This is a genomic window from Marinobacter lipolyticus, assembly GCF_018424605.1.
Lineage (GTDB): Bacteria > Pseudomonadota > Gammaproteobacteria > Pseudomonadales > Oleiphilaceae > Marinobacter > Marinobacter lipolyticus_B.
In genome coordinates this window covers 323,489-340,507 of the sequence record NZ_QTKT01000004.1, presented here as the reverse complement: position 1 = coordinate 340,507, position 17,019 = coordinate 323,489, and the positions used below count along the sequence as shown (strand labels likewise).

Below are 17,019 nucleotides of genomic sequence, written 5' to 3'. Positions count from 1 at the left end.
AAAGGTATCGCCATTCCCCTTGGTCAGACATTGGTGCAGTGGTCTTTATGAAGTTGAATCGGTTTTACAGGGATGAACTCAGTTTTCTCAGATTGCAGGGCCGGGAGTTTGCCGATGCGCATCCTCAACTGACCCGGTTTCTTTCTGAGCAGAGCACCGATCCGGATGTGGAACGCCTACTGGAAGGCTTTGCCTTCCTGACTGGAAAGCTGCGGGAAAAAGTCGAAGACGAATTCCCCGAAATTACCCATTCGCTGCTGAACATGCTGTGGCCCAATTACCTGCGGCCGGTGCCCAGCTGCACCATTATGCGTTTTGATCCGCAGCTGCACGCCATCAGCGAACGCCAGCGGGTAGACCGACACACCGAAATCAAAAGCCGGCCTTTAGGCGATGCCACGCGCCAGACCCAGTGCCGTTTCCGCACCTGTCGCGCCGTGGACGTGTATCCGGTCAGTGTTGCCGCGGCCCACGCGGAACATTCGCGGGAAGTCTCCTCCGTAACCGTGGACCTGGCCCTGCATACCGACCAGCCACTGTCGGCACTGGGCATGGACAGTTTGCGGTTCTACCTTGGCGGCGAAAGCCACATCGCCGAAACCCTGTTCCTGTGGCTCAATCACTACCTGGAGCGCATCGAACTGGTGGTCGGCGATTCGGTCTACAGCCTGCCGGCCTCGCTGCTGCAGCCGGTCGGCTTCGGCAACGACGAAGCCCTGCTGCCGTACCCGAAGAACGCCTACCCGGGCTATCGCATCCTGCAGGAATACCTCAGTTTTCCCGAAGCCTTCCGCTTCGTGGACATTCACGGCCTGGCGCGTCGGCTGCCACCGGTACAGGCGGATGAGATCAGCCTGCGTTTCCATTTCAGCCGCATCCTGCCGCCGGACGCCAAGGTGCGGGAAGACAATTTTCAGCTCTACTGCACTCCGGCGGTGAATCTGTTCACCCACGAAGGCGAGCCGGTGGACCTGAACGGCCGCCAGACCGAGTACCGGATTTCACCGTCCAGCCGCTCGCCGGACCATTTCGAAGTGTTCAGCATCGAGCAGGTGGAAGGCTGGCTGGAAGGCCGTTCCGGGCGCGGTGAGCCCCGTATCTACACCGCCTTCGAAAGCTTCCAGCACGAAGTGGAGCGGGATCGTGGCCGCACCGCGCTGTATTACCGGGTGCGAGCGCGGGACAGCGTTCGTGGTGACGGCTTTGATCATTACATGTCGTTTGTGCGCGGAGACGAGTCCGAGTGCATGAGCCGTCAGGAGGCCATTTCCCTGACCCTCACTTGCACCAACCGGCAGTTGCCGAGCCAGCTGGCGGTGGGCGAGATCTGCATGGCGACGGAAAGCACGCCGGCGTTCGCCACCTTCAGCAACATCACTCGGCCCACCGCCACGCTGCGCCCGACTCTGGACGGCAGCCTGCTGTGGACACTGATTTCCAACCTGTCGCTGAACTACCTGTCGATGCTGGATGTGGACGCCCTGCGCACGGTGCTGCGGGTGTACGACTTCCGCGCGCTGGTGGATCGGCAGGCGGAGCGGGTGTCCCAGAAGCGGCTGTCCGGTATTGCCGGCATCGAAACCTCGCCGGTGGATCGCATGGTGCGGGGCCTGCCGGTGCGCGGCATTCGCTCGGTACTGAAACTGGACCAGACCGCGTTCGCCTCGGAAGGCGATCTGTACCTGTTCGGCACGGTGCTGAGTCAGTTTTTCGCGCTCTACGCGAGCATTAACGCCTTTCACCAACTGGAAGTGGTGAATACAGACAATCAGGAACGGTACACATGGACGTTACAGCAAGGTCAGCAGCCGCTGATGTAGCCGAGCTGCAACCCGTTCTGGGCAATGCGCGGCGCTACAGCTTTTTCCAGCTGGTGGATCTGATTCACCGGCACCACGGTGACGACCTGGAACGGACCCAGGACGATCAGCCCCGCCGTGAACGTATCCGCTTTTCGGCCTCGGCCGGGCTGGGGTTCCCGGGCAGCGATGTGGTTTCCGCGTTCTCGCCGGAGCACGAGCACGCGCCCTATCAGATGGAAGTGAGCTTCCTGGGCCTGCACGGCTCGCAGTCGCCGCTGCCGGGCTACTATCTGGAAGATCTGGCCTGGGAAGCCGGTCAGGAACTGGGGATTCGCCGTCACTTTCTGGACTTTTTCAATCACCGGCTGGTGACCCTGTTTCACCGCTCGTGGCGCAAGTACCGCTATTACGTGCGCTTCCGTCCCGGAGCCTCGGACGGATTTTCCGAACACATCTTTGCGCTGGCGGGTCTGGGTGATCGTCGCCTGCGGGACGCCACGCCCGTCAACTGGTCGAAAATGCTGGCCTACGCGGGGCTGATGGCCGGGCGCAGCCGGTCGCCGGATGTGGTGAGTGGCATCGTGGCCCACTGTTTCGATCTGGAAGACGTCAGCATTGAGCAGTGGGTGCTGCGCCGGATGTCCATTCCTCGGGACCAGCAGACCCAATTGGGGCGCGCCAACGCGGCGCTGGGGCAGGACACCTTAGTCGGGGCGGGCGTACGCGACCGCAGCGGCAAGTTCATCCTGCGCATTCGCAATCTCGACCGCCAGCGCTTTGCGGATTTCCTGCCCAACGGCAAAGACCACCAGCGGCTGGTGAAACTGGTGGAATTTACCACCCGGGAACAACTGGCCTATGACCTGGAGCTGCAAATGCGGCCCAAGGATGTGAAGCCGATGCAGACCGGGGCCGAGGTGCGCCTGGGCTGGAACTCGTTTGTAACGCCTGAAAAGGCCCGAAAGCTGCCGGCGGTTCGCCTGCAGATTCGTCGCTGATGACCGAGCAAGGACACAGAACATGGAAACGCGACAGTCTTTGAGGCTGCAGATCAGCAACCCCACCGCCGTTGGCAGTGGCCTGTTGCCGGAGCATGAATTCTCCACCGCCGGCGGCTCCATTGGCACGGCCACCAGCGATACCTGGCAGCTCTCCGCGCACCGCACCGGCGCAACCCCCGGTCACGCGGAAGTCCGGTACATCGATGGTGGGTTCTGCCTGATCGACCGCAGTGGCCGCACCTACATCAACAGCGCCAGCCAGCCGTTGGGCCGGGGCCGGCGGGCACGGCTGAAAAGTGGCGACGTGATCAGTATCGGTCGCTACGCCATCCGCGCCGAACTCGGTGGCGGACAGCGCGCCGTGGGCGACCCCCTCGCGCAGGGCCAGGGCGAAGATCGCACCCTGGTCAATGCAGAGGAAAGCGAGTTGCTGCGGCCCGAGCCTCAGCCACTGGACGGGGAAGGCCATGAACCCCTGAGCGGGCTGGCACCGGTAGCCGGGGAAGCGGTCAGTGACGATCCACTAGACCATTGGCAGGAGCAGAAAGCATCGCACCCGCAAGCCCGGGAATCCGCTGAGGATAGGGCGTTGCTGGCGGATCGGCCGGAATGGTTTGCGGCCAGGGGAGAGGTGACCGATCAATACCGGGAGCATCGCGATGGCGCGATCGGCTTACCGGTCAGGCAGGGAGAGCGCAACACAATGGCAGAACAGAACACCGCAGTACCCCGGGACGAAGCGGCAGACCAAAGCCGTCAGCACATCAGCGGCGCACCGCTGCTCCGTGGTATGGCGGCGGACCCCGGGTTCGCCGACAGCGACGAGATGCGCCTGTTCCTGGAAGAGGCGGGCCAGACTCTGAAAGCGACGGTGGAAGGCCTGCTGGCCCTGCACCAGGGGGAGGACAGCCGGCACCAGGCGCTGCGCACACGGTTGCAGCCGATTGAGGACAACCCATTGCGGCTGGGACAGGACTACCAGGGTACCGTGCAGACGCTGTTCGCCAGCGAGCGCAGTCCGGTACACCTTTCCGCGCCGGCGGCGGTCAGCGAGAGCCTGCAGAGCCTGCGACACCACCAGCTGGCCACCCGGCAAGCCATCAGCGAGGGGCTGGAAGCCATTCTTCATGCCTTCTCACCGGAGGCCCTGCTGCGCCGCTTTCACGGCTACCGCCGCGGTCTGCAGCAACACGAAGACGAGGGCCGCTGGGCCTGGGGTATGTACGAGCACTATTACCGTGAACTGAAATCCAGTCGTCAGCAGGGTTTTGAGCGCCTCTTTCAGGAGGTGTTCGATCAGGCTTACGACCAGCATTTGCGTCAATTACAGAGGGAGGATGTATCGTGAAGTACAGTATAGGGATGTTACTGGCTGCTGTTCTGATACTGGTGGGGTGCAGCACCCCTTACAACGCCGTGTCGAAAACCGCCAAGGTGCTCTGGGATCCCGATATTCCGGTGGGCTACCCGGAAGACCTGCCCAGCCGCGTGGACCTGACCATGCTGGCGGAACCCAATGTGAACCCGAACGAATCGCTGGCACCGACGCCGATCGCCTTCCAGGTGATCGAAATGCGTGACAGCTCTATGCTCATGGCCGGCGATTTCGACCAGCTGCTGAGTGATCTGGAGGATTCCCTCGGGCAGAACTACATCGATCACGATGACTACTCCCTGGTACCCGGTCAGTTCCGTTTTATCGAGCCGTTCGAGATCGATAAGGACACGCGGTTCATTGGCATCATCGCATTCTACGCCTACCCCAACCTCTCCCAGTGGAAGAAAGTGGTCAAGGTGGATCCCATGGGCGGCCGATACCACCTGCTGGTCAACCTGCGGGAGCGGGAAGTGAAACTCAGACGTTCGGACGAATCCTGATGGCTGTCATGAATCGCGTAGTCTGGAGTGACGGCCTGTTTATCAAGCCGCAGCACTTCCAGCAACAGCAACGGTACCTGGAACACCAGATCAACGAGCGGGCACTGGCGGTGTCTGACTACCTGTACGGTTTCAGCGATCTGGCGCTGAACGACGAATACCTGAGCTTCGGTCGCATTGGCCTGGTTCACGCCCGCGGACTGTTCCCGGACGGCACCCGCTTCAGTCTGCCGCAGGACGACGTGATGCCGGAGCCGCTGGAAATCACCGACGCGTCCGTCGCCAACCAGGTGGTCTATCTGGCGCTGCCGCTGGGCAGCGAGGCGCTGGCGGAAGTGGAGTGGCCGGAAGCCGCCGTGTCCGGGCGTTTTCGCGCCCACAGCGAAGAAATTCGCGACCTGCACTCCATCGATGGCGATGCCCACGCCATTGATGTGGCCCGCGTAGCGCCGCGACTGATGCTGGAACGGGAAGACCGCAGCGCCTACGCCGCGCTGGCGATCGGCCGGATCTTGGAGAAGCGCCCGGACGGCAGTCTGGTGATGGACCCGAGCTTCCTGCCCACCATGCTCAGTGTGCGGGCGGCACCCCGCCTGCAACGGTTTGTGGGTGAGATGGCCGGGCTGATGAAAGAACGTGCCCGCAACATCGCCGAACGGGTTGGCGCGCCGGGGCAGGGCGGCGTTGCGGACGTGGCGGATTTCATGCTGCTGCAGATGCTGAACCGCGCGCACCCGCGCTTCATGCATCTGGCGCGGCTGCGCCAGCTGCACCCGGAGCGCCTGTACGAGGCGCTGCTGGAACTTTGCGGCGAACTGGTGACCTTCACCGATGAAAACCGCCTGCCGCGGGAATACAGCGCCTATGATCACGATCTGCCGGAGGATTCGTTCACGCCGCTGATGCAGGTGTTGCGCCAGTCGCTGAGCACGGTACTGGAGCCGCGGGCACTGGCGATCCAGCTTCAGGAGCGCCAGTACGGCCTGACGGTGGCGCCGATATCGGACACCCAGCTGGTCGGCAGCGCGGAGTTCATTCTGGCGGTCAAGGCCGATATGCCGCTGGACGATCTGCGCAAGCAGTTCTCCCAGCAGTGCAAGGTGGCGTCGGTGGAGAAGATCCGCGATCTGATCAGTCTGCAGTTGCCGGGCGTTCCGCTGTCGGCTCTGCCGGTGGCCCCCCGTCAGTTGCCGTATCACGCCGGCTTCGTGTACTTCCGCCTGGACGACCAGAGCCAGGCCTGGCAGATGCTCGACAACGCCAGCGGGTTTGCCTTCCATGTGGCTGGCAGCTTCCCGGGAATGGAAATGCAGTTCTGGGCAATCAGGAGTTAAATCATGGCAGATGCACAGGTGATGGATTCACCCAATGGCAACACGGAAACCGGTCGCAGTGCGTTCAGTGATTTGATGTTTGCGGACCGCAGTGAGGCGGGTCGCCCGGCAGGCCACGAGTTTGCCAATGAGCAGTTCCAGCTGCGAGGTTCGGAAGACAACCGTCTGATCGATGCCGCCACACCGCTGCTGGGACTGGTGATTCGCGTACGCCGGCTGGCGAATTTCCGCGAGGTGGAGACCCTGTATCGTCAGGTGGTGGATGAAGTGGCCGCCATTGACCGGGAACTGGTGGAGCAGGGCTTTGAACGGCCCACGGTCGTGGCCTACCGTTACGTGCTCTGCGCCTTCATCGACGAAGCGGTGCTGGGCACTGACTGGGGCGCCCACAGCATCTGGTCGCAGCATTCGCTGCTGTCACGTTTCCACAACGAAACCTGGGGTGGTGAAAAGGTATTTGCCATCCTTTCCCGCATGGAGCAGGAGCCCCAGCGTTACCGCGAGATGCTGGCGTTCATCTACCTGTGCCTGTGCCTGGGGTTTGAGGGCCGTTACAAGGTCATGACCAACGGCCGCGAGGAGTACGAGCAGATCATTCGCGGCCTGCACGAGCAGCTCAAGGGCCTGCGGGAATCCGACGAGGAACAACCCCTGTCGGACGCGCTGGGCAATGTCACTCCCGCCCGCAACCGCCTGCGCAGCGGATTGCCGATCTGGGGCATTGGCGGGCTGTTTGCCCTGGCCATGGCCGGAATTTATTCGCTCTACAACATGGCGCTGAACGAACGCATCAGGGATGTGCTCAGCGTTCTGGAACAACTACCGAAATAAGGATATCACTGTGATTCGGGTAGAACTGCCGGCGCTGATCGGGCGCCTCAACGACATTACACGCCAGGCTCTGGAATCCTCTGCGGCCCTTTGTATCAGCCGCCAGGGCGCGGAAATCACCCCGGCCCACCTGCTGTTCAAACTGCTGGAAACCCCGTTTTCCGACGTGCGCCAGATCCTCGAGCATGCCGGCATCAACCATCAGCAGTTGCAACCGTTGCTGGGCGACAGCCTGAACGGCGAAACCCGCACCGCCGAGCCCTATCCGTCGTTTTCGCCGTTGCTGGTCGACCTGCTGCAGGACGCCTGGTTGCTGGCCTCCACCGAGTTCGGGCATCAGGATCTGCGCTCCGGCGCTATTTTCCTGGCCCTGCTGCTGAACGCCGACCGCTATTTGATGCCGCAGGTGAGCAAGGCTCTGGTCGAGATCAACCGCGAGCACCTGCGCAAGCAGTTCGACCGGGTCACCGAAGGCTCCGTTGAGCGCCCGCAACTGAAGGAAAAGGATGGCGGCCAGCCGGCGGCTACCACCGATCTGGACCCGCTCAAGCGCTACGCCACCGACTTCACCAAACTGGCGCGGGAGAGCAAGCTCGACCCGGTAGTGTGCCGCGATGGCGAAATCGATCAGATGATCGACATCCTCTGCCGCCGCCGCAAGAACAACCCCATCGTGGTGGGGGACGCCGGCGTCGGCAAAAGCGCCGTGGTGGAAGGTCTGGCCCTGCGCATCGTCAACGGCGATGTACCGGAACGGCTGACTGGTGTGGAGCTGTGGACCCTGGACATGGGCGCGCTGCAGGCCGGGGCGTCGGTCAAAGGCGAATTCGAAAAACGCCTCAAAGGCGTGATCGAAGCGGTCAAAGGCTCCGCCACCCCGATCATCCTGTTCATCGACGAAGCCCATACTCTTATCGGAGCGGGCAACAGCGAGGGCGGCTCTGACGCCGCCAACCTGCTGAAGCCGGCCCTGGCCCGTGGCGAGCTGCGCACCATCGCCGCCACCACCTGGCGCGAGTACAAGAAATACTTCGAGAAAGACCCGGCCCTGAGCCGTCGCTTCCAGCCGGTGGCGCTGGATGAACCCACACCGGGCGAAGCGGTTCACATCCTCCGTGGCCTGCGCACGGTTTACGAGAAAGCCCACAAAGTGCTGATTGCAGACAGCGCCCTGAAGGCCGCCGCTGAAATGTCTGCCCGTTACCTGGCCGGACGCCAGCTGCCGGACAAAGCCATCGACGTACTGGACACCGCCTGCGCCCGGGTCAGCCTGAACCTCAGCACGCCGCCGCGCCGCTTGAGCCACGTGCGCAGCGAACTGCATCAGATGGCCATGGAGCAGGAGCTGCTGACCCGCGAGCATACGCTGGGCCAGGCGGTGGACGCCGAGCGGGAAAGCGAACTGGATACCCGCTTCGCCGCGCTGCAAGACGAGTCGGCAGCGCTGGAACAAAGCTGGAACGACCAGCGCGAGCTGGTGGCCCGACTGGTGGAAATCCGTGAACAGATGCTGACGGGTGAGCCGGAAGAAGTAACGGCGGCAGAAACCGACGCTGAGTTGGTAGAGAAAAGTGCGGAAGAGCGACCGGATCTGAAAAGCGAAGCCGCCGCCATCGAGCAGGAACTTGCGGAACTGCAAGCCGATGAGCCCCTGGTTCACGCCCGCGTGGACGCCCGCCAGGTGGCCGAAGTCATCGCCGACTGGACCGGCATCCCGGTCAACCGCATGACCACCGACGAGCTGGAAAAGATCACCCATCTGCCGGCGTACCTGCAGGCTCATATCAAAGGCCAGGACACCGCCATTGACTGCCTGCACCAGCATCTGCTTACCGCCCGCGCCGACCTTCGTCGCCCGGGCCGCCCCATGGGCGCGTTCCTGTTGGTGGGCCCCAGCGGCGTCGGCAAAACCGAAACCGTGGTGCAACTGTCCGAGCTGCTCTACGGCGGTCGTCAGTTCCTCACCACCATCAACATGTCCGAGTACCAGGAGAAACACACCGTCTCCCGCCTGATCGGCTCGCCGCCGGGCTACGTGGGTTTCGGCGAAGGCGGCATCCTCACCGAAGCCATCCGCCAGAAACCCTATTCCGTGGTGTTGCTCGACGAAGTCGAAAAAGCCCACCCGGAGGTACTCAACCTGTTCTACCAGGCCTTCGACAAGGGCGAGCTGGCGGACGGCGAAGGCCGCCTGATCGACTGCAAGAACGTGGTGTTCTTCCTCACCTCCAACCTCGGCTACCAGACCATCGTCCACCATGCTGACGAACCGGAGAACATTGAGGAAGCTCTCTACCCGGAACTGGCCAACTTCTTCAAACCGGCCCTGCTGGCCCGGATGGAAGTGGTGCCCTACCTGCCATTGGGCGACGACACCCTGAACCGCATCGTCGGCGACAAGCTCCAGCGTCTGGCGGACCAGATCAGCAACCGCTACCACACCGACGTGGTGCTGGAAGATGGGTTGGTGGAAGTCATCCGCAGCCGGGCGACCAGAAGCGAGAATGGCGCCAGGATGCTGGAGTCGATCATTGAAGGCGAGTTGTTGCCACCAGTATCGCTGGCGCTGTTAGAGAAGCTCGCGGCGCGAGAGTCTGTGAACACAGTGACTCTCGGCGTAGACGAAAATCGATTCGTAGGAACCGTTGCCTAAGGTAACTGAAACGCAGCGTAGCCTGCGGGGTGGCTCTCCAAAACCCTGCGGAGCCATGGATGGCGGAGCGGAGCGTACAAGGATGTATTCACAGCGTGTTTTGGAGAGCCACCCCGCAGGTTGCGCGGTCGGCAAACTCCATAACAGCCCGATAGGGAATAGAAAAATGGGACGGATGCAGATGGAACTGCACACCGGCATCGACCTGGCGGTCGCATTGATCCGACAGGATAACCTGCCGGATTTACTGAAAACCGCCACCCGACAGCTGACAAACGCCTTCGGCCTTGCCCGCTGCTGGTCGCTGGAACTCGACCTGAGCGGCCGCACCCTCCATTGCGCCGAGCTGGACGAACTCGGCGAATTCGACTGTGCCGATTTCAGCCACCCCTTTGCCCACGTGCTGCAAAGTGGAAAAGCCCGGGAACTGAGTCGCGCCGCCAGCTACCGCCTCGACCACAGCGGTTTTCAGGCCCTGCTGGATGCCAGCAACCGCCCGCGGTCGTTCTGGCTCGAACCGATCAGCGGCGACGACGGCCGAACCCTCGGCATCCTCGTGCTCTGCCACGACGAGCCCGAGTGGGACGGCATTACCGCCATGCCGCTTTACCAGGGCCTGAAGCAACTGCTCACCCACCAATGGGTCAGCCTGCTCCAGAACCGGGACCAGGTCTGGCAGCGCCGTCTGCTCAAGCGCTCACTGGACCATCTGCACGATGCGGAAACCGTGCGCCAGCGTTGCCAGCAACTGGCCGGCAGCCTGGTCGGCACGTCTGCCGAGATGACTCACCTGCGCGGCCAGATCATCCGTGCCGCCGGCAGCCAGCTTGCGGTGCTGGTGCAGGGGGAAACCGGCTGTGGCAAGGATCTGGTCGCCAAAGGTATCCACGAATTCTCTGACCGTGCCAATGGCCCTCTGGTGGTGGTGAACTGTGCCGCCATTCCCGACACCCTGCTGGAGAGCGAACTGTTCGGCCACACCAAAGGCGCGTTTTCCGGCGCAGACAAAGCCAAGGAAGGCCTGCTGGCCCAGGCCGATGGCGGCACCCTGTTTCTGGATGAGATTGGCGATATGCCGATGGCGCTGCAGTCCAAACTGCTGCGGGTACTGGAAAGTCGCCAGTTCCGCCCGCTCGGTGCGCAGCAGGAGCAGCACTCGGATTTCCGTCTGGTGGCGGCTACCCATCAGCCGCTTCAGCAAGGCATAGAGGAGGGGCGCTTCCGTCGCGACCTGTTCTACCGTCTGAGCCAGTTCCCGCTGCGGGTTACGCCATTGCGGGAGCGCCCCCAGGACCTGGAGCCGCTGTGCCGCCACTTTATTGCCCATTATCAGGCGCGCGAAGGTGCCGGTCCCATGGGCATCAGCAGCCACGCGTTGAATGCGCTGGCCGGTTACGCCTTTCCGGGCAACGTACGGGAGCTGCGCAACATCGTCGAACTCGCGTGCCTGCAAACGCCGGTGGGCGATGACATTCAGCCCGAGGTTCTGCGCCTGGACGACCTGTTTGCCGAGCCGGCTGGCGCTGTCTACACGGAAGCCGGCGCGACCGGCATTGCGGGCGTGCCGGTGGCCGAGGATATCCGGGATCTCAAAGCCGCCTCCCAGGCATTCGAAGCCGCGGTGATCCGTGAGCGGCTTCGCCAATACGACGGCAATCGTGCACAGGCGGCTGAAAGTCTCGGCCTGCCGAAGCGCACGCTGGCCCATAAATGTCTGAAGTATCAGGTGGCTGACGTATGACCCTGCGTATTTCTTCCGGATTGTCGCCCGCTCTGGCAGCTCTCCTGGCTGCTGTACTGAGTGCCCCGGTCGCGGCCGGCCAGCTCGATGCTGCCCGCCAGTGCACCCAGGAGTCGCAACGCCTGGAGCGCCTGGCCTGCTTCGATGCGGTTTTCGAAACTCCGGTGGCGGCTCAGATGTCTGCCCGGCCGCCAGAAGAACCGCGCCCGCAGCGCTGGATACAGGTTTACTCACAGGAGCAGTCGCGGCAGCCAGGCGATGGACCGCTGTACCGCAACACCGGCGACCGCGCCGGCCACCTGGTCACCCTGGCCGCGCTGGGTGCCCAGCCGCCACGCCCGGTGCTGGCGCTGCAATGCCACAACAACATCACCGAGCTGACCCTGATGCTGCCGGAGCCGCTGGACCGGGAGCGCATTCGGGTGGGATTTGGCGCCGGTGAAGATCTCTGGCGTGTCCGTGATAACGGCTTTGTGCTCAGCGGCGGACGCGGTTTGCCCGCGATCCGGGTTGCCAAGGCGCTGAGCGGTCAGGGGGATGCTCGCATCCGTTCGTCAGATGGCCGGGTAGATGGCCTGATGTTCGATCTCGCGGGCTTCCGCGAAGCGATTCGCCCATTGCGGGCCGAGTGTGGCTGGTAACGCAAAACCGATACATGGCAAGGCAGGTTTTCTAATGCAAGTGGTTGAACAGCATCCGTATGTGGAACAGGTACTGACGCCGATCAGCGGTGAATCCGATGTAGGTGAACCGCTGGGCGATGATGTGACGCTGGAGTTTCTGGACAACGAGATCATGAAGGTGGGCTCGCTGGCCCATGGCGACATCGACTGGCATAAAGTGGAAAGCGAATCGCTGCGCCTGTTGTCCGACCAAAGCAAGGACCTGAAAGTGCTTGGGTTCTTGATGCTGAGCCTGCAGCGGGGCGGCAACGGCGAGCGGTTTGCGCTGTCGTTTTTCCTGCTCCATCGGGTGCTCGATACCTGGTGGCCAAACGCCTGGCCGTACCCGGGGGACAAGGGCAAACGGGCACGCAAGATGATGTTCACCCAGATGCTGCAGCGCGCCGGTAAGGAAGTGAGTTCGCTGTCGTTTGATGGTGGCGTCGGCGATGGCCGTGGCTATTGCCTGACACTGATCGGACAGTTACTTGAGCAGGCGGCGGATCACGAGCTGGCGGACGACGGACTGTTTGACCTGAAGCGTGCACTGGAGAAACTGCCGGCACAGGTGGACACCGGGCCCGCCGTGGAGAAGCCGCCCGCAGCTGTGCCCACGGCCCCGGCGGCCAGCGCGAGCGGAACCGGCACCACTTCGGCGGCTCTGGGGGAACTGACCCTGGACCCCGCCAACGAGCGAGCGACACGACAGAGCCTGCTCAAGGTGGCGGATCTGCTGGTGGACACCGACCCGGGTTCGGCGCTCGGCTATCAACTGCGCCGCCATGCGATCTGGCACAGCATTACCGGCGTCCCACCGTCCCGTGATGGCGTGAAAACCGACCTGGCGGCGGTGAGCGCGGATCGGGTGGCGGAGTATCGGGAGACCCTCGAGAAGGCCCCGGATCCTGAACTGTGGAAGCGCGTCGAACAAAGCCTGTCGGTCAGCCCGTTCTGGCTCGATGGCCACTGGCTCAGTGCCCGTATTGCGGAAGCGCTTGGGTATGCGGCCTGTGGCGAAGCGATTCGCGCCTCGCTGATGGCCTTTGTTGAGCGTCTGCCCCAGGTGGCGGACATGACATTTAATGATGGCACGCCCTTTCTGTCTGCCGAGGCCGCAGACTGGATGCAGGCGGCACCGGCTGCTGCAGGCTCTGCCGCCGGCGCCAGTCCCTGGGAGCAGGCCTACGACCAGGCCCGTGATGTGGCTGGCGGCAAAGGGTTGGCCACAGCGATGCAATTGATGGAAGACGGCCTTGCCGGCGCCCGGGAGCCGCGCGAGCGTTTTTACTGGCGCTTCGCCAGCGCCCGGCTGCTCAAGGACAGCGGGCTGAAAGCCCTGGCCAGCCAGCAGATTCAGGATCTGCATCAGCAGACCCGGGGCCTGACCCTGGAAGACTGGGAACCGGGACTGGTGGCCAGGCTCGAAAAACTGGTTTAACGGATTTTGCCTTTAGTACACCTTTTATCAGGAATGGATGCCATGTGGAGACAAGCATTACTCATCGGTCGACGAATTCTTCCCTACCTGCGCAGTGCGGCGCCGGTAACCCTGGCGCTCGGGGTTATCGTGCTGTTGGTGGCCACCTGGTGGTTGGGGCCTCGCCTGGAGATCGGCGGCGAGCAGCCACTGGTCGCCTGGCAGATGCGGGCACTGGTGACGCTCGGGGTGGTGCTGGTGGTGGCCATGATCTGGGGCGCCATGCTGGCGAGGAAACTGGGAAAGATCAACGCAGCGAAGAAGGACGAGCAGCGGGAGGAAGAAGACCCGATCCTGCCACTGGAACGTCGGCAGGGCCGGCTGCTGGACCGTCAGCTGCAGGCGCTGAAGAGCAATCTTCCCGGTCGCAAAGGGCTTTACCGACTGCCCTGGTATCTGGTGATGGGCCTTGAGGAGGCGGGAAAAACCAGCCTGATACAGCGCTCGGGTCAGACGTACACGCTGACCAACGTGACTCGCAATGCCCGTACCGACCGTAATCCGCTGGGTTTCGAGTGGTGGATTGGCGATGACGGCGTGTTGATTGATCCGGACGGCGAACTGCTGAGCCAGAACCAGGGTGAGGGGGCCAGTTCCGAACTGCAGCAGCGGCTGTGGCAGCACTTCATCCAGTGGCTGGAGCGCAACCGCCCCCAGCGCCCGCTGAACGGCGTGGTGCTGACCGTGGATCTCGCCCGCCTCAGTACCGGCAGTGAACAGCAGCGCAAAGCCCAGGCCATTCTGTTGAGAACCCGCCTGCGGGAACTGATGGAGACGCTCGGGTCGCGGCTGCCGGTGTATGTGAGCTTCACCAAACTGGATCTGCTGTATGGTTTCGCGCCGTTCATGCGGACTCTGACCAAGGCCGAACGGGAGCAGCCGCTGGGGTTTACCTTCCCGCTGGAAGCGCAGCTGGAGGGCGATGACTGGCTGGCGGAATTCGCCGAGCGCTACGGCGCGATGGTTGAACAACTGAACCGGCGCCTGCCGGATGTGATGGCGGCCACCCGCGAGGCGGAAGAGCGGGCGTCGGTGTATTCCTTCAGCCGTCAGATGGCGGGCCTGAAGCCGGTACTGGAGCAGTTCCTCGCCGATCTGTTGTCCGAGGACGCCTTCTCGACGCCGGCGCTGGTTCGTGGCACCTATTTCACGTCAGTACTTCAGGAGGGCGTGCCGGAAGATGCGTTTGTTTCCGCCGCCGCCGCCAATTACCAGCTTTCCGGTCCGATTCAGCCGGCCCAGCGTAGCGGGCAATCGGCGAGCCTGTTCACCCGTGGCCTGTTTCCAGACGTGGTGTATCGCGAGTCCGGGCTGGCCGGCGATAACCGCCGGGTGGTGCGCAGTCGCCGGCGCCGGGTGGCGGTGGCCGCCGTCGTGGCAATCTCCGCCGGGCTGGGCATGACGGCCGGCTGGCAGCACTATTTCATCAAGAATGCGGAAGCTGCAACGGCGGTCGAGCAGCGGGTTCGCAGCTTCATCGATAACTGGCGGCCCATCGGGTACGAGCCGGACACCACCGGTAGCAATCTGCTCCAGCCGCTGGACGAGCTGCGGGAGGCAACCCTGGCGTTCGGCGATTACCGGGAGAGCTGGCCCGTCGTGAAGGATATGGGGCTTTACCAGGGGCATCAGGTGGGGCCGGAAGTGGAGGCCTCCTACCTGGACATGCTGGCCTATCAGTATCTGCCGGCGCTGATGCTGGGTGTGATGGGGGAAATGGCCAAGGCACCCGATCAGGGCTCCGAGCGTCTGGATCACCTGCGCGTACTGCGCATGCTGTACGACGCCAGTGGCCGGCGTACCGACATCGTCACCAGTTACATGGACGAATTCTGGCAGAGCAGGTTCCCGGGCCAGCGGGATCTGCAGCAACGGTTACGCAGCCACCTGGATTACGCCATGGCGCACACGGATCTGGCCGACCAGGTCCGCCAGGGTGACGCCACAGCCGATATGGCGCTGGCGCCTTTCCGCAGCAGCGTGCAGTGGGCTCAGCACGAGCTGGGCCGTATTGCCACCACCGAGCGGGTTTATGAGGATCTGGAACAGGAAGCCGCGCGGGAGTTCGGCTCCCCGCTTGATCTGACCAGGGCGTCCGGACCGGCCTTCGGAACGGTGTTCACCACGCTCGATGAGCGCGGCCAGCCGATGGAGGATAACGTTGAGGCCGACCCGCTGGTGATTCCCGCGCTGCTTACCCGCGACGGGCTCAACTCCTGGTTTCTGCGCAAATCTGATGACGTGACCGAACTGGCGCTGGTGGACGCCTGGGTGCTGGGTCGTCGCGACGACGTCGATTTCAGTAAAGCCGATGAGGCGAAGCTCACCGCGGATCTTCAGGCACTGTACGCCGAGCATTATGCCGAAGCCTGGCGCCAGGCGCTGAGCCGTGTGGATGTTCAGAGTTTCGCGGACCTGAACCACGGGGTTCGGATACTCGAAAGCCTGACCAGCGGTCACCAGCCACTGCAGCAATTGTTGGGGCAGGTCACCTACCACACCCGTCTGGTTCCGGCGTCCAGCGGCGGTGGGAGTGACGATGACAGTGCAAGCGCGGAAGCCGCCCGCAAAGTGCTGGAGCAGTCGAGCCATTTTGCCATGATCCAGGAGATCGACCGTCAGTTTGCCGGCTTCAACCAGCTGGATCGCAAACAGGGTGACAACCCGAGCGATCTGGAGCAGCTGATGGTGGTGCTGGGGGATCTGCACGAATACATGCGGGGCATCCAGGAAGCCCCGGACAGCGGTAAAGCGGCGTTGCAGGCGGCCCGTGCCCGTATGGGGCTGCAGGGTGCGGACCCCATTTTCACCTTGCAGCGGCTGGCAGACAATCAGCCTGCGCCGCTGGATCGCATGCTCAACAAACTGGCCGCGGAAAGCTGGCGAGTGGTGCTGGATCGGGCCGTGGCGCAACTGGAGCGCCAGTGGTATCGGGAAGTCTACCAGCCGTTCCAGCAGGCACTGGCGCGACACTATCCGTTCAGCCCGGCCGCCGGGCGTGATGCCGCGTTGCAGGACTTCGAACGCTTCTTTGCGCCGGAGGGTGTGCTGGATACCTTTTACCAGGACAACCTGAAACTGTTCCTTGAGGACCATCCCGAGCATCTGGGTGACTCCCGTCGCGCCGGACTGGTGCGCAGCGACGTCAAGGCGGCGCTGGCCAGGGCCGAGAGCATTCGCCGGGCATTCTTCACCCGTGGCGGCTCGCTTGATGTGGAGTTTGCACTGGAGCCCTTGAACCTGTCTTCGAACAAACGCCGCAGCGTGGTAAACGTGGATGGCCAGCTGGTGGAGTTCAGCCATGGCCCGCGTCAGAGTATTCCGCTGGTGTGGCCGAACACCCTGCGTGACAGCGTGGAAAGCCGCATTACTCTGGTGCCAACCCAGATTAACCGGTCACCCCGCAGTCTGTCGGAAAATGGCCCCTGGGCGCTGTTCCGGTTGCTCGACCGGGCCGACATCACCGGCGTCAGCAGCAGCGCGGTGGACGTGAAGTTCGAAGTGGACGACGGGCAGATGCGATATCGCCTCCACGCCGCCAGTAATACCAACCCGTTCACACAGCAGCTCCTTGCGGGGTATCAGATCCCACACAGTCTGTATTAGACTAGCGGCCGCCTGCCACAGGATGGTGACAGGC

At 63.1% G+C, this 17,019-nt stretch carries 11 protein-coding genes; all 11 read left to right on the top strand.

Annotated features, from left to right (window positions below; all coding sequences use genetic code 11):
- Positions 1 to 47 precede the first annotated feature (47 nt).
- The 11 genes from tssF (at position 48) to tssM (ending at position 16,985) form a co-directional block, all read left to right on the top strand.
- Positions 48 to 1,820 (top strand): type VI secretion system baseplate subunit TssF, encoded by a 1,773-nt coding sequence (tssF, locus tag DYI22_RS08405; protein WP_213477599.1) that lies wholly within the window; start codon positions 48 to 50, stop codon positions 1,818 to 1,820.
- A complete protein-coding gene (gene tssG / locus DYI22_RS08400; RefSeq protein ID WP_213477598.1) occupies positions 1,784 to 2,800 on the top strand; it encodes a type VI secretion system baseplate subunit TssG in 1,017 nt (338 codons plus the stop codon). Before tssF ends, tssG begins: the two co-directional genes overlap by 37 nt.
- A 22-nt stretch (positions 2,801 to 2,822) precedes the next feature.
- A complete protein-coding gene (gene tagH, locus DYI22_RS08395; RefSeq protein WP_213477597.1) occupies positions 2,823 to 4,151 on the top strand; it encodes a type VI secretion system-associated FHA domain protein TagH in 1,329 nt (442 codons plus the stop codon).
- 14 nt (positions 4,152 to 4,165) lie between these two features.
- A complete protein-coding gene (gene tssJ / locus DYI22_RS08390; protein ID WP_213477649.1) occupies positions 4,166 to 4,681 on the top strand; it encodes a type VI secretion system lipoprotein TssJ in 516 nt (171 codons plus the stop codon).
- Positions 4,681 to 6,015: a type VI secretion system baseplate subunit TssK gene (gene tssK, locus DYI22_RS08385; RefSeq protein WP_213477596.1), complete on the top strand. Its 1,335-nt coding sequence runs from the start codon at positions 4,681 to 4,683 to the stop codon at positions 6,013 to 6,015. The genes tssJ and tssK overlap by 1 nt, the downstream gene beginning before the upstream one ends.
- A gap of 3 nt (positions 6,016 to 6,018) precedes the next feature.
- A complete protein-coding gene (gene icmH, locus DYI22_RS08380) occupies positions 6,019 to 6,846 on the top strand; it encodes a type IVB secretion system protein IcmH/DotU (RefSeq protein WP_213477595.1) in 828 nt (275 codons plus the stop codon).
- Complete coding sequence (gene tssH / locus DYI22_RS08375) at positions 6,812 to 9,499, top strand: type VI secretion system ATPase TssH (RefSeq protein ID WP_228300894.1); 2,688 nt, start codon at positions 6,812 to 6,814, stop codon at positions 9,497 to 9,499. Before icmH ends, tssH begins: the two co-directional genes overlap by 35 nt.
- Before the next feature lie 175 nt (positions 9,500 to 9,674).
- Positions 9,675 to 11,240: a sigma 54-interacting transcriptional regulator gene (locus DYI22_RS08370; RefSeq protein WP_213477648.1), complete on the top strand. Its 1,566-nt coding sequence runs from the start codon at positions 9,675 to 9,677 to the stop codon at positions 11,238 to 11,240.
- The gene (gene vasI / locus DYI22_RS08365; RefSeq protein ID WP_213477593.1) at positions 11,237 to 11,881 is read left to right on the top strand and encodes a type VI secretion system-associated protein VasI; all 645 of its coding nucleotides are present in this window, start codon (positions 11,237 to 11,239) and stop codon (positions 11,879 to 11,881) included. Before DYI22_RS08370 ends, vasI begins: the two co-directional genes overlap by 4 nt.
- Before the next feature lie 34 nt (positions 11,882 to 11,915).
- A complete protein-coding gene (tssA, locus tag DYI22_RS08360) occupies positions 11,916 to 13,340 on the top strand; it encodes a type VI secretion system protein TssA (protein WP_213477592.1) in 1,425 nt (474 codons plus the stop codon).
- 33 nt (positions 13,341 to 13,373) lie between these two features.
- Complete coding sequence (gene tssM / locus DYI22_RS08355; protein ID WP_213477591.1) at positions 13,374 to 16,985, top strand: type VI secretion system membrane subunit TssM; 3,612 nt, start codon at positions 13,374 to 13,376, stop codon at positions 16,983 to 16,985.
- Positions 16,986 to 17,019: the final 34 nt, after the last annotated feature.

Excerpts from the sequence above, each read along its gene's own strand:
- tssK (WP_213477596.1), top strand. The coding sequence starts at position 4,681 with ATGGCTGTCATGAATCGCGTAGTCTGGAGTGACGGCCTGTTTATCAAG.
- tssH (WP_228300894.1), top strand. The coding sequence starts at position 6,812 with ATGTGCTCAGCGTTCTGGAACAACTACCGAAATAAGGATATCACTGTG.
- tssM (WP_213477591.1), top strand. The coding sequence starts at position 13,374 with ATGGATGCCATGTGGAGACAAGCATTACTCATCGGTCGACGAATTCTT.
- tssJ (WP_213477649.1), top strand. The coding sequence starts at position 4,166 with ATGTTACTGGCTGCTGTTCTGATACTGGTGGGGTGCAGCACCCCTTAC.
- icmH (WP_213477595.1), top strand. The coding sequence starts at position 6,019 with ATGGCAGATGCACAGGTGATGGATTCACCCAATGGCAACACGGAAACC.
- tssG (WP_213477598.1), top strand. The coding sequence starts at position 1,784 with ATGGACGTTACAGCAAGGTCAGCAGCCGCTGATGTAGCCGAGCTGCAA.
- tssA (WP_213477592.1), top strand. The coding sequence starts at position 11,916 with ATGCAAGTGGTTGAACAGCATCCGTATGTGGAACAGGTACTGACGCCG.
- DYI22_RS08370 (WP_213477648.1), top strand. The coding sequence starts at position 9,675 with ATGCAGATGGAACTGCACACCGGCATCGACCTGGCGGTCGCATTGATC.
- tagH (WP_213477597.1), top strand. The coding sequence starts at position 2,823 with ATGGAAACGCGACAGTCTTTGAGGCTGCAGATCAGCAACCCCACCGCC.
- vasI (WP_213477593.1), top strand. The coding sequence starts at position 11,237 with ATGACCCTGCGTATTTCTTCCGGATTGTCGCCCGCTCTGGCAGCTCTC.
- tssF (WP_213477599.1), top strand. The coding sequence starts at position 48 with ATGAAGTTGAATCGGTTTTACAGGGATGAACTCAGTTTTCTCAGATTG.